19 protein-coding genes are annotated in these 23,058 nt (G+C 73.3%); 16 read left to right on the top strand and 3 right to left on the bottom strand.

Going from position 1 to position 23,058, the window contains the following annotated elements; all coding sequences use genetic code 11:
* The first annotated feature begins 30 nt into the window (after positions 1–30).
* The 16 genes from pheS to ACQP1P_RS36420 all read left to right on the top strand — a co-directional run bounded on the left by pheS (position 31) and on the right by ACQP1P_RS36420 (position 21,010).
* Positions 31–1,158, top strand: coding sequence for a phenylalanine--tRNA ligase subunit alpha (gene pheS, locus ACQP1P_RS36495; protein ID WP_433078152.1), 1,128 nt, complete (start codon positions 31–33; stop codon positions 1,156–1,158).
* Between the two features lies 1 nt (position 1,159).
* The gene (gene pheT, locus ACQP1P_RS36490; RefSeq protein WP_433078150.1) at positions 1,160–3,649 is read left to right on the top strand and encodes a phenylalanine--tRNA ligase subunit beta; all 2,490 of its coding nucleotides are present in this window, start codon (positions 1,160–1,162) and stop codon (positions 3,647–3,649) included.
* Between the two features lie 182 nt (positions 3,650–3,831).
* A complete protein-coding gene (locus ACQP1P_RS36485) occupies positions 3,832–5,043 on the top strand; it encodes a nucleotide sugar dehydrogenase (RefSeq protein WP_433078148.1) in 1,212 nt (403 codons plus the stop codon).
* A complete protein-coding gene (locus tag ACQP1P_RS36480) occupies positions 5,040–5,837 on the top strand; it encodes a glycosyltransferase family 2 protein (RefSeq protein ID WP_433078146.1) in 798 nt (265 codons plus the stop codon). The genes ACQP1P_RS36485 and ACQP1P_RS36480 overlap by 4 nt, the downstream gene beginning before the upstream one ends.
* An 11-nt stretch (positions 5,838–5,848) precedes the next feature.
* A complete protein-coding gene (locus ACQP1P_RS36475) occupies positions 5,849–6,874 on the top strand; it encodes an NAD-dependent epimerase/dehydratase family protein (RefSeq protein WP_433078144.1) in 1,026 nt (341 codons plus the stop codon).
* A gap of 57 nt (positions 6,875–6,931) precedes the next feature.
* The gene (locus ACQP1P_RS36470) at positions 6,932–8,281 is read left to right on the top strand and encodes a hypothetical protein (RefSeq protein ID WP_433078142.1); all 1,350 of its coding nucleotides are present in this window, start codon (positions 6,932–6,934) and stop codon (positions 8,279–8,281) included.
* 86 nt (positions 8,282–8,367) lie between these two features.
* A complete protein-coding gene (locus tag ACQP1P_RS36465) occupies positions 8,368–11,085 on the top strand; it encodes an AAA family ATPase (RefSeq protein WP_433078141.1) in 2,718 nt (905 codons plus the stop codon).
* A gap of 87 nt (positions 11,086–11,172) precedes the next feature.
* Positions 11,173–12,579 (top strand): hydrolase, encoded by a 1,407-nt coding sequence (locus ACQP1P_RS36460; RefSeq protein ID WP_433078139.1) that lies wholly within the window; start codon positions 11,173–11,175, stop codon positions 12,577–12,579.
* A 46-nt stretch (positions 12,580–12,625) separates the two neighbouring features.
* A complete protein-coding gene (argC, locus tag ACQP1P_RS36455) occupies positions 12,626–13,630 on the top strand; it encodes an N-acetyl-gamma-glutamyl-phosphate reductase (RefSeq protein ID WP_433078137.1) in 1,005 nt (334 codons plus the stop codon).
* On the top strand, positions 13,627–14,802 hold the full coding sequence (gene argJ, locus ACQP1P_RS36450; RefSeq protein WP_433078135.1) for a bifunctional glutamate N-acetyltransferase/amino-acid acetyltransferase ArgJ: 1,176 nt from the start codon (positions 13,627–13,629) through the stop codon (positions 14,800–14,802). The genes argC and argJ overlap by 4 nt, the downstream gene beginning before the upstream one ends.
* A gap of 8 nt (positions 14,803–14,810) precedes the next feature.
* Positions 14,811–15,695, top strand: a complete 885-nt coding sequence (gene argB, locus ACQP1P_RS36445) for an acetylglutamate kinase (RefSeq protein ID WP_433090243.1) — start codon at positions 14,811–14,813, stop codon at positions 15,693–15,695.
* An 85-nt stretch (positions 15,696–15,780) separates the two neighbouring features.
* On the top strand, positions 15,781–16,956 hold the full coding sequence (locus ACQP1P_RS36440; protein WP_433078133.1) for an acetylornithine transaminase: 1,176 nt from the start codon (positions 15,781–15,783) through the stop codon (positions 16,954–16,956).
* Entirely contained in the window at positions 16,953–17,864 is a 912-nt protein-coding gene (argF, locus tag ACQP1P_RS36435; RefSeq protein WP_433078131.1) for an ornithine carbamoyltransferase, read from the top strand. Before ACQP1P_RS36440 ends, argF begins: the two co-directional genes overlap by 4 nt.
* Positions 17,861–18,346, top strand: coding sequence for an arginine repressor (argR, locus tag ACQP1P_RS36430; protein ID WP_433078129.1), 486 nt, complete (start codon positions 17,861–17,863; stop codon positions 18,344–18,346). Before argF ends, argR begins: the two co-directional genes overlap by 4 nt.
* A 38-nt stretch (positions 18,347–18,384) precedes the next feature.
* On the top strand, positions 18,385–19,815 hold the full coding sequence (argH, locus tag ACQP1P_RS36425; RefSeq protein ID WP_433078127.1) for an argininosuccinate lyase: 1,431 nt from the start codon (positions 18,385–18,387) through the stop codon (positions 19,813–19,815).
* Between the two features lie 289 nt (positions 19,816–20,104).
* Positions 20,105–21,010, top strand: a complete 906-nt coding sequence (locus tag ACQP1P_RS36420) for an NADP-dependent oxidoreductase (RefSeq protein WP_433078125.1) — start codon at positions 20,105–20,107, stop codon at positions 21,008–21,010.
* 62 nt (positions 21,011–21,072) lie between these two features.
* On the opposite strand, the gene ACQP1P_RS36415 is transcribed toward ACQP1P_RS36420, so the two are convergent.
* Genes ACQP1P_RS36415 through ACQP1P_RS36405 form a run of 3 tightly spaced genes read right to left on the bottom strand, consistent with a single transcriptional unit; the run spans position 21,073 to position 23,014 of the window.
* A complete protein-coding gene (locus ACQP1P_RS36415; RefSeq protein WP_433078123.1) occupies positions 21,073–21,771 on the bottom strand; it encodes an ABC transporter permease in 699 nt (232 codons plus the stop codon).
* Positions 21,768–22,649: an ABC transporter ATP-binding protein gene (locus tag ACQP1P_RS36410; protein WP_433078121.1), complete on the bottom strand. Its 882-nt coding sequence runs from the start codon at positions 22,647–22,649 to the stop codon at positions 21,768–21,770. Before ACQP1P_RS36410 ends, ACQP1P_RS36415 begins: the two co-directional genes overlap by 4 nt.
* Complete coding sequence (locus tag ACQP1P_RS36405; protein ID WP_433078119.1) at positions 22,646–23,014, bottom strand: GntR family transcriptional regulator; 369 nt, start codon at positions 23,012–23,014, stop codon at positions 22,646–22,648. The genes ACQP1P_RS36410 and ACQP1P_RS36405 overlap by 4 nt, the downstream gene beginning before the upstream one ends.
* Between the last annotated feature and the right edge of the window lie 44 nt (positions 23,015–23,058).

Below are 23,058 nucleotides of genomic sequence, written 5' to 3'. Positions count from 1 at the left end.
CCGAGGCCAATCTCCCGTGGGAAGAGTCCGATGACGTACCGCAATGATCCGTACGATCCGAAACAGGCCGCGCTGCTCGACCAGAGCGCGCTCGACGACGCGGTCGCCGCGGCCGACAAGGCGTTCGCCGGAGCGGGCGACCTCGACGCGCTCGCCGCGCTCAAGCACCAGCACCTGGGCGACCGCGCCCCGGTCTCGCTGGCCCGCCGCGAGATCGGCTCGCTGCCCCCGGCCGCCAAGGCCGACGCCGGCAAGCGCGTCAACCTGGCCCGCGTCGCCGTCCAGGGCGCGTTCGACGCCCGGCTCGCGGTCCTCACCGCCGAGCGCGAGGAGCGGGTCCTGGTCGAGGAGGCCGTGGACGTCACGCTGCCGACCGGCCGCCGCCCGATCGGTGCCCAGCACCCGCTGACCAAGATCATGGAGCGGGTCGGCGACCTGTTCGTGAGCATGGGCTACGAGGTCGCCGAGGGGCCCGAGGTCGAGTGGGAGTGGTACAACTTCGACGCCCTCAACATGCACCCGGACCACCCGGCGCGCTCGATGATGGACACGTTCTTCGTGCAGGCCGGCGCGCCGTACGCGACGTCACCGGACTCGTCGGCGCAGACGCGGCCGGCCGGCGGCGCCGAGGACTCGCGGGTCGTGCTGCGCACCCACACCTCGCCGGTGCAGGCGCGCACGATGACGAGCCGCAAGCCGCCCATCTACATCGTCTGCCCGGGCCGCACCTACCGCACCGACGAGCTCGACGCGACCCACACCCCGGTCTTCCACCAGGTCGAGGGCCTGGTCGTGGACAAGGGCATCACGATGGGCCACCTCAAGGGCACCCTCGACAACTTCGTCAAGGGCCTCTTCGGCGACCAGGCCCGCACGCGGCTGCGCCCGTCGTACTTCCCGTTCGTCGAGCCGGGCGCCGAGATCGACCTGTGGTTCCCGCAGCACCGCGACGGCCCCCGCTGGGTCGAGTGGGGCGGCTGCGGCATGGTGAACCCGCGGGTGCTGCGCGCCTGCGGCATCGACCCGGAGGAGTACTCCGGCTTCGCGTTCGGCATGGGCATCGAGCGGGCGCTGATGTTCCGCAACGAGGCCGGCGACATGCGCGACATGGTGGAGGGCGACGTGCGGTACGCGCGGGCGTTCGGATGGGAGGCCTGAGGTGCGCGTTTCGCTTTCCTGGCTGCGCGAGCACGTCGACCTGCCGGCCGACCTCGACGCCGACGGGCTGGAGAAGGCCCTGGTCAAGGTCGGCCTGGAGGTCGAGGAGCTGACCGACGCGGCGGCGAGCGTCACCGGGCCGCTGGTGGTGGGCCGGGTCGAGAGCATCGAGGAGCTCACCGGGCTCAAGAAGCCGATCCGGTACTGCCTGGTCGACGTCGGCAACGAGCAGCCCCAGGGCATCATCTGCGGCGCCCGCAACTTCGCCGAGGGTGACCTGGTCGTCGTCGCGCTGCCCGGCGCCGTGCTCCCCGGCGGCTTCGCCATCTCCGCGCGCAAGACCTACGGCCACGTCTCCAACGGCATGATCTGCTCCGGCCAGGAGCTGGGCGTCAGCGACGACCACGACGGGATCATCGTGCTCGCTGCTGGACCCGACGGCACGAACACCGTGAAGCCCGGGGACGAGGCGCGGCCGATCGTCGGGCTGGACGACGTCGTGGTCGAGATCAACATCACCCCCGACCGCGGGTACTGCTTCTCCGTGCGCGGCATCGCCCGCGAGCTGTCGCACTCCCTCGGCGGCGCCTACCGCGACCCGGTCGCGGCCGTGGTGCCGCTGGAGGGCGACGGCAGCGACGCGTACCCGATCGAGGTCCTCGACAGCGTGGCCTGCGACCGGTTCACCGCCGTGGCCGTGCGCGGCGTCGACCCGGCCGCGGCCACCCCGCAGTGGATCAGGACGCGCCTGGCCACGGCCGGCATCCGCTCGATCTCGCTGCCGGTCGACATCACCAACTACGTGATGATCGAGATGGGCCAGCCGATGCACGCCTGGGACCTCGGGCGGCTCACCGGGGCGCTCGTCGTGCGGCGCGCGCAGGCGGGGGAGAAGCTGACCACGCTCGACGGCGTGAACCGCGTGCTCGACCCCGAGGACATCGTCATCGCCGACAGCACCGGCGTGGTGTCGCTCGCCGCCGTCATGGGCGGCACGACCACCGAGGTCTCGCCCGGCACGGTCGACGTGCTCCTCGAGGCCGCGCACTGGGACCCGCGCTCGGTCGCCCGCACCATCCGCCGGCACAAGCTGCCCAGCGAGGCCGGCAAGCGCTACGAGCGCGGCGTCGACCCGCAGATCACCGCGGCGGCCTGCGCCCGGGCGGCGGCGCTGCTGGCCGAGTACGGCGGCGGCACCATCTCCACCGGCGTCACCGACGTCTACGCGGTCGTCCCGCCGCAGCCGGTGACGATGACCGTCCAGCGCCCCTCGCAGCTGGCCGGCGTCGACTACTCGCCGGAGCGGGTGCTGGAGATCCTCGCGATGATCGGCACCCAGGTGGTCGCGGACGGCGACCTGCTCACCGTCACCCCGCCGACCTGGCGGCACGACCTCAACGACCCGGCCGACCTCGTCGAGGAGGTGCTGCGCCTCGACGGGTACGACCGCATCCCGAGCGTCCTGCCGATCGCGCCGCCCGGGCGCGGGCTCACCGCGACCCAGCGGCGCCGGCGCACGGTCGGGCGCGCGCTGGCCGACGCCGGCTACGTCGAGTCGCTGTGCTGGCCGTTCGTCGGCGAGGCGGCCCTCGACGCGATGCGCATCCCGGCCGACGACGAGCGGCGCAACGCCCTGCTGCTGCGCAACCCGCTCTCCGACGAGGAGCCCGGGCTGCGCACCACGCTGCTCCCGCCGCTGCTGGCCGCCCTGCGCCGCAACCTCGGCCGGGGCCTGCGCGACGTCGCGCTGTTCGAGATCGGGCCGGTCTTCCGCCCCGACGGCCCGCTCGCGGTCTTCCCCGCGCACGGCGTCGACGGGCCGCCGAGCGCCGAGGAGTTCGCCGCCGTCGAGGCGCTGCTGCCGCGCCAGCCGTGGCACGTGGCGACCGTCGGCGCCGGCGAGGCCGACCCGGCCGGCTGGTGGGGCGGGGGCCGGGCGGCGGACTGGGCCGACGCGGTCGAGTCGGCGAAGGTCGTGGCGGCCGCGGCCGGCGTCGAGCTGACCGTGCGGGCCGCGGCCGAGGCGCCGTGGCATCCGGGGCGCTGCGCGGCGCTGCTCGTCGGCGACACCGTCGTCGGGCACGCGGGCGAGCTGCACCCGGCGGTCTGCGCGGACCTCGACCTGCCGCGGCGGACCGTCGCCATGGAGATCGACCTCGACGCGCTGCCGATCCCGGGCGTGTGGATCGCGCCCCGGCTGTCGACGTTCCCGGCGGCGCTGATCGACGTGGCCGTCGTGGTCGGCGCGGACACCGCGGCGGGTGAGGTCGAGGCGGCCCTGGCCGAGGGAGCCGGCCCGATGCTGGAGTCGGTGCGGCTCTTCGACGTGTACTCGGGGGCGCAGCTGGGCGAGGGCCGCAAGTCCCTGGCCTACAAGCTGACCTTCCGCGCGCCGGACCGCACGCTCACCGGCGAGGAGGCCCTGGCCGCGCGCGACGCGGCCGTGGCGGTCGCGGCCGAGCGCTTCGGAGCGGTCCTTCGCGGAGCGTGACAACCCATCGATGACGGCGGCCATTTCCCCTGGATGTGGCCGCCGTCACTGTTGGCTATCATCGAACTCTGCGTGACCTGCACGACCAGGCCGGTTGCGGCCGGAGGTGGTACGGTCACGGCGCCTAGCGCACCTCGCGGCGCGCATCTATCGGTGACCATTCCGTCCTGAAGGGGCAGTGCGTGTCAGACGTCAGTGCATCGGCGGGGTTCACCACCGACGTCGTGGTGATCGGCGGCTGCGGCCGGGTGGGGCTTCCCCTCGGCATCGCGCTCGCCTCCCGCGGCCTGCGGGTGACCCTGTATGACATCAACGAGGCCGCGGTCGCCGTGGTCAACGGCGGACAGCTCCCCTTCGACGAGGAGGGCGCCGCGGAGCCGCTGGCCCAGGCGGTCGCCGACGGCCGGCTCACGGCGAGCACCGACCCGAGCACCGTGGCCACCGCCGAGCACCTCGTGGTGATCGTCGGCACGCCGGTCGACGAGCACCTCAACCCGAACATCGCGGCCGTGCCCAAGGCGATCGAGCGCTGCGCGGAATACCTGCGCGACGGCCAGCTCATCGTGCTGCGCAGCACCGTGCACCCGGGCGTGACCGCGCTCACCGAGAAGCTCGTCAGCAAGCTGGGCGTCGACGTGGACGTCGCGTTCTGCCCCGAGCGCATCGCCGAGGGCAAGGCGATGACCGAGCTGTTCGAGCTGCCGCAGATCGTCGCCGCCCGCACGCCCGAGGCGACCGAGCGGGCCGAGAAGCTCTTCCGCAACCTGGCCAACCAGATCGTGGTGCTGGAGCCGGAGGAGGCGGAGCTCGCCAAGCTCTTCACGAACACGTGGCGCTACATCAAGTTCGCCGCGGCCAACCAGTTCTGGATGATGTCCAACGACTTCGGGCTGGACTTCGAGCGCATCCGGCACGCGATCCGCTTCCAGTACCCGCGCGCCCAGGACATGCCCGGCGCCGGCTTCGCGGCCGGCCCGTGCCTGCTCAAGGACACGATGCAGCTGGCGGCGTTCAACAACAACAACTTCGTGCTCGGCCACAGCGCGATGCTCATCAACGAGGGCCTGCCGCTCTACGTGGTGTCGAAGCTGCAGGAGCGCTTCGACCTGTCGCAGATGACCGTCGGCATCCTCGGCATGGCGTTCAAGGGCGGCAGCGACGACATCCGCGAGTCGCTGGCGTACAAGCTGCGCAAGGTCGTGATGCTGCGGGCGAAGGAGACCCTCTGCACCGACCCCTACGTGAAGGACGACCGGTTCGTGCCCCTCGACGAGGTGCTCACGCGATCGGACCTGCTCATCATCGCCGCTCCTCACCCGGAGTACCGTGACCTGCAGACCGAAATCCCGGTTGCGGACATGTGGGGCGTGACGAACAAGGGCGTGCGTATATGAGCTTGGCGCCACAGATCTCTGTGGTCATCCCGGTCTACAACGAGGGCGAGGCGATCGTCCGCTGCCTGGAGCGCATCCTCCGCGAGGTGATGATGCCGGCGGAGATCCTCGTGGTGCACGACATGCCCGAGGACACGACGGTGCCCTTCGCCGAGGAGTTCCAGGCGCGCGACCCGCGGGTGCGGCCGGTGCTCAACACCTACGGCCGCGGCCCGGCCAACGCGATCCGCTTCGGCATCGACGTGGCCAGCGCGCCCGTGGCCGTGGTGACCATGGCCGACGGCTCCGACGACCCGCGCCAGATCGAGGACCTCGCGCGGCTCGTCGACCGGGGGGTCGTGGTCGCGGCCGCCTCGCGCTACATGCCGGGCGGGCAGCAGGTCGGCGGGCCGCGCTTCAAGCGGTTCCTGTCCCGCAACGCCGGGCGGACCCTGCACTGGTTCGCGCGCGTCGGCACCAGGGACGCGACGAACAGCTTCAAGGCGTACTCCACCGAGTTCGTGCGCAAGGTCGGCATCGAGTCCAAGACCGGCTTCGAGATCGGCATCGAGCTCACCGCGAAGGCGACCCGGCTCGGGCTGCCCGTCGCGGAGATCCCGACGATCTGGCTCGACCGGCAGCTCGGCGAGTCCCGGTTCGACGTCGGGCGCTTCATGCCGAGCTACCTCAAGTGGTACTGGTTCGCCTTCGGACCCAGACTGACGATGGAGAAGCTGGCCAAGCGCCCGGCTTCCACGGCCGCGCGCGACGACGCGCAGGCCGCCCGTGAGAGCTCGTCCGCAATCCAGAGCTAGAAGGAGTTTTTGTGGCAAAGGTCCTGGTGACCGGCTCGGCCGGCTTCATCGGTGGATATGTCGTCGAGGAGCTGCTCGCCCGCGGCTACCAGGTCGTCGGCCTGGACAACTACTCGAAGTACGGGCCGGTGACGCGCAGCTACGACTCGCACCCGGACTACCGCTTCGTCGAGGGCGACGCCCGCGACGTCGACCTGGTGACCGAGCTGCTCGACGGCTGTGAGCACTTCATCGCCGGCGCGGCGCTCATCGGCGGTATCTCGTACTTCCACGCCTACGCCTACGACCTGCTCGCGGCCAACGAGCGGATCATGGCCTCGTCGTGCGACGCCGCGATCAAGGCGCACCAGAGCGGGTCCCTGCGGAAGATGACCTACCTGTCGTCCTCGATGGTCTTCGAGTCCACGACGCACTGGCCGTCCAAGGAGGGCGACGAGCGCAAGATCCCGCCGCCGCTGTCCTCGTACGGGTTCCAGAAGCTCGCCGTCGAGTACTACGCGAAGGCGGCGTGGGACCAGTACAAGCTGCCCTACACGATCGTGCGGCCGTTCAACTGCGTCGGCGTCGGCGAGGGCCGCGCGCTGGGCGAGGTCGAGGTCCTCTCGGGCAACGTGAAGCTGGCGATGTCGCACGTGGTGCCGGACCTGGTGCAGAAGATCATCAAGGGCCAGGACCCGCTGCACATCCTCGGCACCGGCGAGCAGGTGCGCCACTACACCTACGGCGGCGACCTGGCCAAGGGCATCATCGCGGCCATGGAGTCCGACGCGGCGCGCAACGAGGACTTCAACATCTCCACCGCCGAGTCGACCACGGTGCTGCAGCTGGCCGAGGTGATCTGGCGCAAGATCAAGGGCCCGGACGTGCCGCTGAACGTGGTCTCCGACGACCCCTACGAGTACGACGTGCAGAAGCGCGTGCCGGACTGCTCCAAGGCGCGCGAGGTGCTCGGGTTCGAGGCGTCGACCTCGCTGGAGGACATGCTCGACGAGGTCATCCCGTGGGTGACCGAGGCGGTCAAGGAAGGCCGGCTCTAGTCTGCGGTTCCGCAGGAAGGCCCCGCCGCCCGGCGGGGCCTTCCTCGTTGAACAGGCGTGACGACGCGCGAAGCGCTGCACCCGGCCCCCGGGCCCGACCTGTCCGACCTGTCCGACCTGTCCGACGCCGATCGCGACCGGCGCGAACGCCGGACATCTCCGGCTTATCGGCATCAATACGTCGCCTGGGCCGGCTTCGTGGTCCTCGGCGTGCTCGTCGGGCTGGCGCGGACCCGGGCACCGGGGGCGCTGGACTCGATCTGGGCCGAGGACGGGCAGAACTTCCTCACCGACGCGCTGAACCGGCCCTGGTACGAGGCGATCCTCACCCCGTTCAACGGCTACTTCCACGTCGTGGCGCGCGTGTGCTGGGCGGTCATCGCGCTGTTCCCGGTCGCGTGGGCCGCCGCCCTGAACGCCGTGCTCGACGCGGCCGTCACCAGCCTGCTCGGCCTGGCCGTCCACCGGGCCGCCCGCGAGCGGCTGGACGCGTTCCCGGCCGCCGTGATCGGGATCACCGCGGCGCTGCCGATGGGGTTCGTGCCCAACACGCTCGCCCAGCTGCAGTTCCCGCTCGTGTACGCCGGGCTGTGGATGCTGCTGCGGCGGCGGGCCGGCGTGCTGAGCGCCGGGCTGCCCGCGCTCGCCGTGCTCAACTCGATGCTCGGCGTGCTCCTGCTCCCGGTGGCGCTGGGCGGGCTCGTGCGGTACCGAAGCCGGGCCTGGCTCGTGAAGCTCCTCGCCCTGCTCCCGGGCGCCCTGCTGCAGCTGGTCCCGCTGCTCACCGGGGCCACGCGGCGGGGGCTCGGGGAGCGGCCCGAGCACGACCCGCTCGCGGTCGCGGCCATGTACCTGCGCTGGGGCGTGCCCCGCTCGTTCCTCGGTCCGGTGTGGCTCGCCCCGCCCTACGACGACGTGTGGGGGCATCGGGCCCTGGTCGCGGCCGGCCTGCTCATCCCCGCCGCGCTGCTGGCCGTCGCGGTGTGGTCGCGCGCGTACCGCGAGCTGCGCCTGGCCGCCGTCCTGGCCGGGTTCGCCGCGCTCGCCGGGGCCGTGCAGCTGTCCGCCCACGGGTTCGGCGAGGACCGCTACCTGGTGCTCGTCAGCCTGCCGAACCTGGCCGCCGGGGTCTGCCTCGCGGCCGGCGCCCAACGCGCGGCGCGACTGGCGGGTTGCGTGAGCCCGCGCACACCACTTGTCGTGTTCGCGACACTTGTCGCCGTCGTCCTGGCGTCCGGCCTGCGCCCGGCGGCCCCCCGCGACGGCAGCCCGCGCTGGGGCGCGACGGTTGCCCGCGCGCGGGCGGAATGCCTTGTCCGGCCGGGTTTGACGCGGGTGACCGTCCACACCGCGCAGTGGCCCGTGCTGGGCTGGGAGGCGGTGCTGCCCTGCGCCCGGCTGCGCTGATCACCGGTCGATCGGACGTCATCCCGGTGTGACGTCGTGTTCTCCGGCCGTTGCGACGAACGGGCGTTCGTTAGAGACTCGGCGTCGTGGTGAGCACCTCGTCGGCGCCCATCGGCCGGGCCGATCTCCTGAGCCATGCCCGGGAGCGGCTCTCGGCGGGGGGCAGCGTCGTGCTCTGCGGCCCTGCGGGCATCGGCAAGTCCACCATCCTCGACGCGCTGGCCGCGGCCGAGACCGAGGCGCTGGTGCTGCGCGCGGCGGCCGCCGAGGCCGAGGCGGACCTGCCCTACCTGGCCCTCGTCGACCTCTTCGACGGCGCCCCGGACGCGTCCGAGCTGCTGCCGGTGCACCTGCGCGCGGCGCTGGACGGTGCCCTGCTGCGCAGCGCCCTGCCGGCCACCCCGCACGACCAGCTCGCCGTGCGCCTCGCCGTGCTCGAACTCTTCCGGGCCCTGGCCGCCGAGCGGCCGGTGCTGCTCATCCTCGACGACGTGCAGTGGATCGACGAGCCCAGCGCCGGGGTGCTGCGCTTCGTCTCCCGCCGCCTCGGCGAGGTCCCGGTGAAGGTGCTCGCGGCCGAGCGGGTGCCCGACGGCGGCGCGCCCACCCGGCTCGACCTGTGCCCGCCGCCCAGCGCGACCCTGCCCGTCCCGCCGCTGCCCCAGAGCGACGTCGCCGACCTGCTGCGGGCCCGCTTCGGCGCCGAGGCCGGCCGGGCCCACGTCCAGCGGATCTACGAGGCGAGCGCCGGCAACCCGCTCTACGCCGTGGAGCTCGGCCGGGCCATCGGCAGCAGCTCGTTCCCGGTCACCGACCCGCTGCCCGTCCCCGACCGGCTCCGCGAGCTGCTGGCCGCCCGCCTGGCCTCGCTGCCGGCCGAGGACTGGCCCGCGCTGCTGGTCATCGCGGCCGCGGCCCGGCCCAGCCTGGCCCTGCTCGGCGCCTGCGGGCTCGCCGAGGCGCACGTGGAGGCCGGGATCGCCTCCGGTGTCCTGCACGTCGAGCCGGACGGCGCGATCCGGTTCTCCCATCCGCTGCTGCGCGAGATGGTCTACGCCGACGCGACGGTCGCCGCCCGCCGGGAGACCCACGAGCGGCTCGCCGACACCGTGACCGACCCGGTCGACCGGGCCCGGCACCTGGCCGCCGCCCGCCCCGAGCCCGACGAGGGCCTGGCCGAGTGCCTGGCCGACGCCGCCTCGGCGGCCCGGCTGCGGGGCGCCCCGGCGATGGCCGCCGACCTCGCCGCGCTCGCCGCCGACCGCACGCCCCGCGACACCCCCGGCGTCGGGGCGGTCCGGCGCCTGAGCGCGGCCCAGTACGCGTACTCGGCCGGCTCGCCCGCCGACGCCCGCCGCCACGCCGCCGCCGCCCTGCGCGACGCGGCCGACCGCCGCACCCGGGTCGGCGCGCGGCTGCTGCTCGTCGAGATGTCCGGCGAGGACCACTCCAACTCCGGCCCGCTGCTCGACGCCGCGTTCGTGGAGGCCGTCGACACCCCGGACCTGCTCGCGCACGTGCGGCTCTACAAGGGGATCAAGGCCTACTGGGACGGCGACGGCGAGGCGGCCCTGGCCGAGCTCAAGCGCGCCGAGGAGGCCGCCGAGCTCTGCGGCGACATGGAGCGGCTGGTCGAGGTGCTCAGCTGGCGGGGCAACATCCTGCTCGGCACCGAGGGCGACGAATACCTCGAGCGCGCCGGCAAGCTCGCCCGCGGCCTGTCGCTCACCCCGGCCACGGTCGCGGCCCGCCAGGTGGCCGCGATGAGCCGGCTGTTCAAGGGCGAGACGGCCGAGGCGGTGCGGCGCATCGAGGCGCTGCGCATCGCCGTCGAGCGGGCCGGCACCGTGCGTGACCTCGCCGCGGTGCTCGTCTCCGTGGCGGGGATCTACTGGCGGGCCGGGCGCTGCGCCGACGCCCTCGCGGCCGGGCGGGAGTGCGTGCGGCTCTACGTCGACGTCGAGACCACGCCCGGGCCGGGGTACCTGGTGGCGGCGCTGGTGGAGTACGCCGGCGGCACCGCCACGACCGCCGCGAGCTACGCCGACCGGGGGCTGGCGGCCTGCCTGGCCGCCGGGGACGAGGACTGGATCAAGCTCGCCTACGCCACCGGCGGCCTCGTGCACATGCTGCGCGGCGACCCGGTGGCCGCGGCCGAGGCGATGCGCGAGGCCTACGCGCTCGACCAGCGCCTCGGCCGGCTCGACCCGGGCGTCCTGCCGTGGCACGCGGACTTCGTCGAGGCGCTCGTCGGCGCCGGCGCGCGGGCCGAGGCCGCCGAGGTGCTGGCCGAGGTCGAGCAGCGGGCCCGGCACCTGGACCGCCGGGTGGTCTTCCTGGGCCTGGCCCGGGCCCGGGCCGTGCTCACCGCCGCGACCGGCGAGGCCCGCGAGGGGGCCGAGGCCCTGCACCGGGCGATCGAGGAGTGGCCCGACCACCCGTACCCGCTCGAGACCGCCCGCGCCTACTACACGCTCGGCGGGCTGGAGCGCCGCGCCCACCGCCGCGGGGCCGCCCGCGCCGCGCTGTCCGAGGCGGTCCGCCGCTACGCCGCCGCCGACGCGCACCCGTGGCGCGAGGTCGCCGCGGCCGACCTGGCCCGGCTCGACGGCGGCCGGGGCGCCGGGCTGAGCGAGACCGAGCGGCGGATCGTCGAGCTGGTGCGGGCGGGCGCCACGAACCGGGAGATCGCCCGAGCGCTGTTCCTGTCGATCAAGGCGGTCGAGGCCAACCTGACGCGGCTGTACCGCCGGCTGAACGTGCGTAACCGCTCCCAGCTGGCACGGTTCCTCGATCCGGAGTAGGGCGGCCCTATCCTTACCCGCGCGTTCATCCGCGCTTGGCGATCGCATACATAGACTACCTCCGATTCCTTCCACCGGAGGTATGCAGTGTTGCAGCGTGCGTTGCTCGCCGTCGTGCTCATGACGGCGGGCGTCACCTACCTGGCCGGGGCGGCCGAATCCCAGGCCGCCGCCGTGCACCGCGTCCTGTTCGACAACTCCAAGGCCGAGACCGCCGGGAACGCCGACTGGATCATCAGCACGTCCCAGCCCGACCCGCTGAACCAGAACGCGAACCCGTCGAGCGAGACGTCCTGGACGGGCGCCCTGTCGTCGTGGGGCGTGGCGTTGCAGCGCACCGGGCAGTACAGCCTCAAGACCCTGCCCGCCGGGAACACCATCACCTACGGCGGGTCGGGCGCGCTGGACCTCAAGAACTTCGACGAGTTCGTGATGCCCGAGCCCAACGCGCCGCTCAGCGCCGCCGAGAAGACCGCGATCATGCGGTTCATCCAGGCCGGCGGCGGGTTCTTCCTGATCGTCGACCACACCGCCAGCGACCGCAACAACGACGGCTGGGACTCGGTGCGCATCGGCAACGACCTGCTGAGCAACAACGGCGTCGACGACACCGACCCGTTCGGCTTCAGCATCGACGTGAACAACATCGGCACCGAGAACCCGGTCGCCATCACCAGCGGCACCGACCCGGTCATCAACGGCGCGTTCGGCAAGGTGCGGGGCAGCATCATCCGCAACGGCAGCACGCAGACCCTGCACCCGGCGGACAACGCCTCGGTGAAGGGGCTCGTCTACCGTGGCGGGTTCACGCCCGGCGGCACGACCGGCGCGTTCTTCACCACCTCGACGTTCGGCGCGGGCCGGGTCGCGGTGTGGGGCGACAGCTCGCCGATCGACGACGGCACCGGGCAGCCGGGCAACACGCTCTACGACGGGTGGAACGACACCGCCGGTACCAATGCCGCCCTGGCGCTGAACGCCACGGCGTGGCTGGCCGGCTCGGGCCCGTCCACCCCGCCGCCCACGACGCCGGGCGGCGGGTCGTGCTCGTCGTCCGAGCTGTTCGGCAACGCCGGGTTCGAGACGGGCTCGGCCAGCCCCTGGACGGCGACCTCGGGCGTCGTGTCCAACGACACGTCGCTGCCCGCGCACTCCGGCTCGTGGAAGGCGTGGCTGGACGGCTACGGCGCCGCGCACACCGACACGCTGTCGCAGACGGTGACGATCCCCACCGGCTGCACCCGGGCGACGCTGAGCTTCTGGCTGCGCGTCGACACCGACGAGACCGGGACGACCGCATATGACAAGCTCACGGTGACCGCCGGGTCCACCACCCTCGCGACCTACTCGAACGTGGACGGCTCCACCGCCTATCAGCAGAAGACACTCACCGTGAATGCCACCGGCTCGGTGAAGATCACGTTCACCGGGGTAGAGGGCAGCAGGCTGGCGACGTCGTTCCTGCTCGACGACCTGAGCCTGAAGGGTGCCTGAGGTACCTCCTTGAAACGGGCCCTTGCATAGCGATACAGTCGAGCGCATGGGAATACGTGTCGCCGTTGCGGGGGCCTCGGGCTACGCCGGCGGTGAGCTGTTGCGGCTCATCGCCGGTCACCCGCACCTCGAGCTCGCCGCCGCCACCGGGTTCGCGCAGGCCGGATCGACCATCGGGAGCGTCCACCCGCACGTGCGATCCTTCCGCGACGTGGTGCTGGCCAAGACCGAGGCGGCCGCGCTCGCCGACGCCGACCTGGTCTTCCTCGCCCTGCCGCACGGCGAGTCCGCGGCCGTGGCCGCGCAGCTGCCCGAGGACGTGAAGATCGTCGACCTCGGCGCCGACTTCCGGCTCGAGGACGCGGCCGGCTGGACGAAGTACTACCCGGGGCCGCACGCCGGCACCTGGACCTACGGCCTGCCCGAGCTGCCCGGCCAGCGGGCCCGGATCGCCGCCTCGACCCGGGTCGCCAACACCGGCTGCTACGCCGTCACCACCGTCCTGGCCCTGGCGCCGCTCGTCGCCGCGGGGGTCGCCGACCCCGAGGACGTGGTCGTGGTCGCCGCCTCCGGCACCTCCGGCGCGGGCCGCTCGGCCAAGCAGCACCTGCTCGGCTCCGAGGTGATGGGGTCGATGTCGCCCTACAAGGTCGGCGCCCACCAGCACGTCCCCGAGATCAAGCAGGCCAGCGGGGCCCGGTCGCTGTCGATGACCCCGCTGCTCGCGCCGATGCCGCGGGGCATCCTGGCCACGATCACTGCCAAGCGGCTCGGCGGCGGCGACCCGAGGGACGTGCTGGCCGCCGCCTACGAGGGCGAGGCGTTCGTGCACGTGCTGCCCGAGGGGCAGTGGCCGCAGACCGGCGCCACCTTCGGCTCCAACTCCGCGCACCTGCAGGCCACCGTCGACGTGGACAGCGGCCGCATCGTCGTCGTCTCGGCCACCGACAACCTGGTCAAGGGCGCGGCCGGCCAGGCCGTGCAGAACGCGAACATCATGCTGGGCCTGCCCGAGACCGCGGGCCTCGCCGTCGACGGGATCGCGCCATGACCGTCACCGCGCCCAAGGGCTTCCGGGCCTCCGGCGTCGCCGCGGGGATCAAGGCGACGGCCGGCGCGCTCGACGTGGCGCTCGTCGTCAACGACGGGCCCGACACCACCGCCGCCGCCGTGTTCACCGGCAACCGCATCAAGGCCGCCCCGGTGCTGTGGAGCCAGCAGGTGCTCAGGGCCGGCATCGTGCGGGCCGTGATCCTCAACTCCGGCGGCGCCAACGCCTGCACCGGCCCGGCCGGCTTCCAGGACACCCACGCCACCGCCGAGCACACCGCGGCCGTGCTGTCCGGGCGGGCCTCGCGCTTCCCGGTCGGCGCCGGCGACGTCGCGGTCTGCTCGACCGGCCTCATCGGCGAGCGCCTGCCGATGCCGAAGCTGCTCGCCGGGGTCGACGCGGCCGCCCGCGCGCTGTCCCGCGACGGCGGGGCGGACGCGGCCCAGGCCATCATGACCACCGACACGGTGCCGAAGACCGCCGTCCACAGTGGACAAGGCTTCACCGTCGGCGGCATGGCCAAGGGCGCCGGCATGCTCGCGCCCGGCCTGGCCACGATGCTCGTGGTGCTCACCACCGACGCCGTCGCCGACGCGACCACCCTGGACACCGCCCTGCGCCTGGCGACCGCGGTCACCTTCGACCGCATCGACTCCGACGGCTGCATGTCCACCAACGACACGGTGCTGCTCATGGCCAGCGGCGCATCCCGCATCGAGCCGACCCCGCACGAGCTGGCCGAGGCGGTCACCGCGGTCTGCGCCGAGCTGGCCCGAAAGCTCATCGCCGACGCCGAGGGCGCCACCAAGGAGATCGCCATCGAGGTCACCGGGGCCGCCTCCGCCGCCGACGCGGTCGAGGTGGGCCGCTCCATCGCCCGCAACAACCTCGTGAAGACCGCCTTCTTCGGCAACGACCCGAACTGGGGCCGCATCCTCGCCGCCATCGGCACCACGACCGCCGCGTTCGAGCCCGACGAGGTCGACGTGGCCATCAACGGGGTGTGGATCTGCAAGCGCGGGGCCGCCGGGGAGGAGCGGTCCAAGGTGGACCTCGCCGGCCGGGCGGTCACCGTCACGGTGGACCTGCACGCCGGGCCCGAGGCCGCGACCATCTGGACGAACGACCTGTCCATGGGCTACGTCCACGAGAACTCGGCGTACTCCTCGTGAGCGGGCGGATGAACGGCCGGGACCTCGGCATCGCGCTGGGCAAGGCCAACACGCTGATCGAGGCGCTGCCGTGGCTGGAGCGGTTCTCCGGGGCGACCGTCGTGGTGAAGTACGGCGGCAACGCGATGGTCGACAACGAGCTCAAGCGGGCCTTCGCGGCCGACATGGTGTTCCTGCGCCACGTCGGGCTCAAGCCGGTCGTCGTGCACGGCGGCGGACCGCAGATCTCCGCCATGCTCAAGCGGCTCGGCATCGCCAGCGAGTTCAAGGGCGGCCTGCGCGTCACCACCCCGGAGACCGCCGACGTGGTGCGGATGGTGCTCGTCGGCCAGGTCGGCCGCGAGCTCGTCGGGCTCATCAACGAGCACGGCCCGCACGCCGTCGGCATGTCGGGCGAGGACGCCGGGCTGTTCACCGCCGTGCGCCGCCCCGCGATCGTCGACGGCTCGCCCGTGGACATCGGCCAGGTCGGCGACGTCGAGCGGGTCAACATCTCCGCCGTCGCCGACCTCATCGCGGCCGGGCGCATCCCGGTCGTGTCGACGGTCGCGCCCGACAGCGACGGGGTGCTGCACAACCTCAACGCCGACACCGCGGCCGGCGCGCTCGCCATCGCGCTGCAGGCGCGCAAGCTCGTGGTCCTCACCGATGTCGAGGGCCTGTACCGCAACTACCCCGACCCGTCGTCGCTCGTCTCGCAGCTGACCGCCGACGAGCTCGCGGAGCTGCTGCCCACGCTGGAGGCGGGGATGGTGCCGAAGATGGAGGCCTGCCTGCGGGCGGTCAAGGGCGGGGTGCCGGCCGCGCACGTCGTCGACGGGCGGGTGCCGCACTCGCTGCTGCTGGAAGTGTTCACGTCGGAGGGGTTCGGGACGATGGTGGTGGGGCAATGACCGGTCCGCAGCGCAGCGCAGGGGCCGGGCATCAGCAGGCTCAGCTACGCAGTCATGCGCTCGGCGAGCGAAGCGAGGAGATCGCATGACCGGCGCGCTGGTTTCGCGGTTCGAGTCGTCGGTGATGAACACGTACGGCCCGCCGTCGCTGGGACTCGTCAGCGGCCGCGGCGCGGTCGTCGTGGACGAGGCCGGTCGCTCCTATGTGGACTTCCTCGGCGGCATCGCGGTCAACCTGCTCGGCCACGGCCACCCGGCGATCGTCGCCGCGGTCTCGGAGCAGATCGCGACCCTCGGGCACGTGTCCAACCTCTACGCCTCGCCGCCCGTCGTCGCCCTCGCCGAGCGCCTGCTCGCCCTGGCCGGCCGCCCCGGCACGGTGTTCTTCGGCAACTCCGGCGCCGAGGCCAACGAGGCCGCGTTCAAGCTCTCGCGGCGCACCGGGCGCACGAAGATCGTCGCGGCCCAGGCCGGCTTCCACGGCCGGACCATGGGCGCCCTGGCGCTGACCGGGCAGCCGGCGAAGCAGCATCCGTTCCTGCCGCTGCCCGGCGAGGTCGTCCACGTGCCCTACGGCGACGCCGAGGCCCTCGCCGCCGCCGTCGACGACGCGACCGCGATGGTGCTCCTGGAGCCGATCCAGGGCGAGTCGGGGGTGGTCGTACCGCCCGCCGGCTATCTCACCGCCGCCCGCGAGCTGACCACCGCCCACGGCGCCCTGCTCGCCCTCGACGAGGTGCAGACGGGCATCGGGCGCACCGGCTACTGGTTCGCCCACCAGGCCGAGGGCGTGCGCCCCGACGTCGTCACCCTCGCCAAGGGCCTCGGCGGCGGCCTGCCGCTCGGTGCCATGATGGCCTTCGACGACGCCGCCACGCTGCTCGGGCCGGGCATGCACGCCTCCACGTTCGGCGGCAACCCGGTCTGCTGCGCCGCCGCCCTCGCCGTGCTCGACACCATCGAGCGCGACGACCTGCTCGCCGCGGCCAAGCGGCTCGGCGAGCGCATCCGCCGGGGCGTCGAGGCGCTCGGCCACCCGCTCGTCGACCACGTGCGCGGCGCCGGCCTGCTGCTCGGCATCGTGCTGCGCGGCCCGGCCGCCGGCGCGCTCGCCGGGGTCATGCGCGACGCCGGCTTCCTGGCCCAGGCCGCCCAGCCCGACGTGCTGCGCATCGCCCCGCCGCTGATCCTCAGCGACGAGCAGGCGGACGCGTTCGTGGCCGCGCTCGGCCCGGCCCTCGACGCGGTGCGGCCCTCATGAGCGACCTGCGGCACTTCCTGCGCGACGACGACCTGAGCGCGGCCGAGCAGCTCGAGGTGCTCGAGCTCGCGGCGGCGATGAAGGCCGACCGCACCGGCTTCACGCCGCTGGCGGGCAAGGCCGTCGCGGTCATCTTCGAGAAGCCGTCGCTGCGCACCCGGGTCTCGTTCGAGGCCGGCATCGCCCAGCTCGGCGGCACCCCGCTCATCATCGACGCGACGACGACGCACTTCGGCCGCGGCGAGAGCGTCGGCGACGCGGCCCGGGTCCTGTCCCGCTACGTCGACGCGATCGTCATCCGCTCCGACTCCGACGCGCGGGTCGGCGAGCTCGCGGCCGGGGCCACCGTGCCGGTCGTGAACGCGCTGACCGACGGGTTCCACCCCTGCCAGCTGCTGGCCGACCTGCAGACCGTGCGCGAGCGCTTCGGGCGAACCGAAGGGCTGACCATGACGTACCTCGGCGACACCGCCAACAACATGGCGCACTCCTACGCGCTCGCCGGCACCCTGGCCGGGATGCGGGTGCGGCTCTCGGGGCCGGCCGGGTTCGAGCCCGACCCGGCCGTGCTGGCCGACGCGCGCGCCCGGGGCGTCGTGGAGCTGGTGCCGGACGCGGTCGAGGCCGTGAAGGGCGCCGACGTGGTCGTGACCGACACGTGGGTCTCGATGGGGCAGGAGGGCGACGGGCTCGACCGGCGGACGCCCTTCGTGCCGTACCAGATCAACGAGGCGCTGCTCGCCAACGCCGCCGACACCGCGATCGTGCTGCACTGCCTGCCGGCCCACCGCGGCGACGAGATCACGTCGGCGGTGATGGACGGCCCGCAGTCGGCGATCTGGGACGAGGCCGAGAACCGCCTGCACGCCCAGAAGGCGCTCCTGTCGTTCCTGATCGAGCGGCGATGAGCGCGCCCACGACGAAGGCCGCACGCCTGGACCGCATCTCCGCGCTCATCCGCGGCTCGGCGGTGCACTCGCAGACCGAGCTCGCGGAGATGCTGGCCGGGGCCGGGTTCCAGGTGACCCAGGCGACGCTCTCGCGCGACCTGGAGGAGCTGCGGGCGGTGAAGGTGCGCGGGGCGTACCTCATCCCCGAGGACGGCGAGCGGGCCCTGCGCCCGGCCGAGGAGGCGCCGACGCGGCTCGTCCGGCTGCTGCGCGAGCTGCTCACCGGCGTCGACTGCTCCGGCAACCTCGTCGTGCTGCGCACCCCGCCCGGGGCCGCGCAGTTCCTGGCCAGCGCGATCGACCGCACCGGCCTGCCCGACATCGTGGGGACCATCGCCGGCGACGACACCATCCTGGTCGTCGCCCGCGAGGCGCCCAACCCGTCCGGCGCCGGCGAGGTCCTCGCCGCGAAGCTCAGTGAGTGGGCTCAGCTCGGTTAGCTCGTCAGGGCGATCACGCCCTATGGAAGGATCGTCGCGTGTCTTCTGAAACTCCTACCCGCCTCTGGGGCGGGCGCTTCGCCGGTGGCCCCGCCGAGGCCCTGGCGCGCCTGTCCGTGAGCGTGCAGTTCGACTGGCGCCTCGCCCCGTACGACATCGCCGGCTCCCGCGCCCACGCCCGGGTCCTGGCCCGCGCCGGGCTGCTGGACGCCGACGAGCTCGGCCGCATGCTCGCCGCCCTCGACGACCTCGAGTCCGCCTGCGCGGCCGGCGACTTCCGCCCGACGGTCGACGACGAGGACGTGCACACCGCGCTCGAGCGCGGCCTGCTCGAGCGCCTCGGCACGCTCGGCGGGAAGCTGCGGGCCGGCCGTTCGCGCAACGACCAGGTCGCCACCGACCTGCGCCTCTACCTGCGCGACCACGCCCGCGGCGTCGCCTCCCGCATCGTCGAGCTCGCCGACGCGCTCATCGAGCAGGCGGCCCGCCACGTCGACACGCCCGCGCCCGGCTTCACCCACCTGCAGCCGGCCCAGCCGATCTCGTTCGGCCACCAGCTGCTCGCCCACGTCCAGGCGCTGCTGCGTGACCTCGACCGGCTGCGCGACTGGGACACCCGCTGCTCGGTGAGCCCGCTCGGCGCCGGCGCGCTCGCGGGCTCGTCGCTGCCGCTCGACCCGACCCAGGTGGCCAAGGAGCTCGGCTTCGACCACGCCGCGCCCAACTCGATCGACGCCGTCGCCGACCGCGACTTCGTCGCCGAGTTCCTCTTCGTGGCCGCGCTCACCGGCGTGCACCTGTCCCGCCTCGGCGAGGAGGTGGTGCTGTGGACGACGCCGAACTTCGGCTGGGTGCAGCTCGACGACGCGTTCGCGACCGGCTCGTCGATCATGCCGCAGAAGAAGAACCCGGACATCGCCGAGCTCGCCCGGGGCAAGTCGGGCCGGCTCGTCGGGCACCTCACGGGCGTGCTGACGATGCTGAAGGGCCTCGCCCTCGCCTACGACCGCGACCTGCAGGAGGACAAGGAGCCCGTCTTCGACGCCGTCGACACGCTCGAGCTCGTGCTGCCCGCGCTGGCCGGCATGATCTCGACCATGACGGTGCGGGTGGACCGGCTCGCGGCGCAGGCCCCGGTCGGCTACACCCTCGCCACCGAGGTCGCCGAGTGGCTCGTCCGCCAGGGCGTGCCGTTCCGGGAGGCGCACGAGATCACCGGGAAGCTCGTCGTCATCGCCGCGGCGCGCGAGGTCGGGCTGGACGAGGTGAGCGACGAGGACCTGCGGACGGTGAGCCCGCACCTGACGCCGGCCGTGCGTGAGGTCTTCTCGGTGCACGGCGCGCTCGCGGCCCGGATCACGCCCGGCTCGACCGGGCCGGGGCCGGTCTCGGACCAGCTCGCGGTGGCCGCGGACAAGCTGGACCGCTGGCGCGACTGGTCGGGGGAGCAGGTCATTCCGCGCGACTGAGGTCGCGGATCGCCGGCGCGGGGGTGCGGCTGGCATCTCCCGCTCGCGCTCCCGCTCCCGCTGCGGCGGGCGGCTGGCTCGGGCCGCTCCCGCTGCGGCGGGCGGCCGGTTCGGGCCGCTTCCACTTCCGTTTTGCGCTTCCGCTTCCGCTTTCTCGCCCGCTTCCGCTTTCTCGCCCGCCTCCGCCTCCGCTTCCGCTCGCGCTTCCGCTCTCGCTGCGGCCGGCTCGGGACGAGGTCGCTGTGGCGAATCGCCCGTGGGGTTCCCGGAGGTTTGGGACAATTCGGGCATGTTGAAGATCGCGCAGGACGTGCTCGGAGGGCCGGAGGTGCTCCGGCTCGTCGAGGCGGACGTGCCGGTGCCCGGGCCGACCGAGATTCTGGTCGAGACCCGCGCGATCGGCGTGAACCCGGTCGACTGGAAGACGCGGACGACCGGCGGCTCCCTCGGCGAGCCGCCGTTCACCGTCGGCTGGGAGGTCGCCGGGGTGGTCGCCGCGACCGGCCCCGGCGTCACGCGCTTCGCGGTCGGCGACGAGGTCTTCGGCCTGCCGTGGTTCCCGCGGGAGGCGGGGGCGTATGCGCAGTACGTGACCGGCCCCGCCCGCCACTTCGCCAGCAAGCCGCCCGGCCTCACGTTCGAGGAGGCCGGCGGCCTGGCCCTCGCGGGCCTGACCGCGCTGCAGGTCCTGTACGAGACCGCCGTCGTCCTGCCCGGCCAGCGGGTGCTGATCCCGGCCGCGGCCGGCGGCGTCGGCCACCTGGCGGTGCAGCTGGCCAAGCTGCGCGGGGCCCACGTCATCGGCACCGCCTCCGCCGCCAAGCACGACCTGGTCCGCTCGCTCGGCGCCGACGAGGTGCTCGACCACCACGCCGAGGACTACTCGGCGCTGCGGGACATCGACGTCGCCGTGGCCACCGTGCCCGGCCAGATCCCCGAGCTGGCCGCCACCCTGCGGCCCGAGGGGCTGGTGGTGGCCCTCAACGGCGAGGACGAGCGGGCCGTCACCGACGTCGAGGGCGTGCTCATGCTGGTCGAGCCGGACCGGGCGGGCCTGGACGTGCTGGCCGGGCACGCGCTGGAGCAGGAGATCCGGGTGCTCGTCGACCGCGTGTTCCCGCTGGCCGAGGCGGCCGCGGCGCACGAGCTGGGCGAGGCCGGCCACACGACGGGCAAGCTGATCCTCCGCCCCTGATACCGGCATGTTCGTGCGCCGGCTGCGCGGTGGCTCGGGGCGGGGCCGGGTGGGCCGGGTGGTCAGGGCGTCGCGCGGCGCAGGGCCAGCCAGGAGCCGCCGGCCAGGAGCAGCGCCAGCAGCAGCGGCCATCCCACCGCGAGCGCCATCACGCTCGTGTGCGTCAGCCAGTGGCCGACCGCCGGCCACGCCTCGTAGTGGCCGATCAGGGCCGCGGTGCCGCCGAGCAGGAGCAGCAGCACGGTCACGGCGCTGAGCAGGCCGGTGGCGCGCCAGCGCAGGTACAGGGCGCCGGCCGTCGTGCCGGCCAGGGTCATCGCGAGCATGGGCACGGCGTAGACGAGGAACTGCACCGGGATCGAGTGCCGGTCGACGAAGCCGAGGCCGAAGAAGCGCAGGTGCATGCCCCAGCCGCCGGTCGCGTGCTCGATGGCCTGCAGGATCACGAGCAGGGCCGAGTACACGACGACCTGGACGAGGCCGAAGAGGCTCAGGCCCGCGACGAACTCGCGGCGGGTCACGCTCAGGCCCAGGGCGAACGGGAAGTGCTGGTTCACGGCCACGGCGCCGAAGGCCAGCGACGCGACGTAGATGCTCGCCAGGGCGCCCGTGACCGGGTCGGCCTCCATGGCGTCGGAGGGGATGCTGGCGAACATGACGGCGTTGACGGTGAACGCGATGGCGAGGATGGCGACCGGCCACACCAGCGCGTCGCGGCGGCCGAGGGTGTGCAGGCGTGCGACTGACACGATGCGGTTCACGACGCGGGCTCCTTGTCGGCGGTGGCGTTGGTGATGCGGACGACCAGCTGCTGCAGCGACACGGCCTGCAGCTCGACGCCGGCGGCGCGGGCCTCGTTCGGCTCGACCCGGCCGCGGATCGTGGCGCGGGTCAGCGGGCCGAGGCGCTCGCGGTGCAGCTCGTCGGCGTTGGCGGTCAGGGTGTCGACGGCGCCGGCCGGGCCGGTCACGGTCATGACCTGGCCGCGCAGGGTCTCGGCGCTCTCGTCGAGCACCAGGCGGCCGCGCTCGATGAGCAGCACGTGCTCGATCAGGTCGCTGACCTCGTCGATGAGGTGGGTGGAGAGCACGACCGTGCGCGGGAACTGCGCGTAGTCGGCGAGCAGGCGGTCGTAGAAGAGCTGCCGGGCGACCGCGTCCAGGCCGAGGTACGGCTCGTCGAAGAAGGTCAGGGGAGCGCGCGCGGCCAGGCCCAGGGTCACGCCGAGCGCGGAGAGCTGGCCGCGGGAGAGCTTCTTGACCACGCGGCGCTCCGGCAGGTCGAAGTCGTGCGCGAGGGCGCGGGCGAAGGGCTCGTCCCAGTGCGGGAACAGCAGCCGTCCGGCCGCGAGCGCGTCGCGGACGCGGAAGTTGTCCGGGTACCGCTGGCTCTCCTTCACGAACGCGATCCCGGCGAGGACCTTCGGGTTCTCGTAGGGCCGGCCGCCGAACACCTCGACGGTGCCCGAGGTGGGGATCTGCTGGCCGGTGAGGAGCTGCATGAGGGTGGTCTTGCCGGCCCCGTTGCGGCCCAGCAGCCCGTAGATGCCGTTGCGCCGCAGCTCGAAGCCGACCCCGTCGAGGGCGGTGACGCCATGGAAGCGCTTGGTCAGGCCCTCGGCGCGCACGATCGCGCTCATCGGTGCGTCCCCTTCCCGAGGTGCTGCTCGATCATGGACTTGAGCTCGTTGCCGTCGATGCCGAGCTTCGCGGCCTCGGCGAGCAGGGGCTCGACGTACTGCTCCGCGAACTGGTCCCGGCGGCGCTGGCGGAGCCGGGTCTGTGCGCCGGGGGAGACGAACATCCCGATGCCTCGCTTCTTGTAGAGGGTGCCGTCGTCGACGAGCTGGTTGACGCCCTTGGCGGCGGTGGCCGGGTTGATGCGGTGGAAGGCGGCGAGCTCGTTCGTCGAGGGCACCTGGGACTCCTCGGCCAGGCTGCCGTCGATGATCGAGGTTTCGATCTGCTCCGCGATCTGCAGGAAGATCGGCCGCCCCTCCTCCATCAGCCGTCCATGTTCGTTGGTTCATTACTCATGTAACTAACCAT

It is taken from the genome of Dactylosporangium sp. CA-052675, assembly GCF_050947935.1.
GTDB lineage: Bacteria > Actinomycetota > Actinomycetes > Mycobacteriales > Micromonosporaceae > Dactylosporangium.
This window is presented reverse-complemented; position numbering and strand designations above follow the sequence as displayed.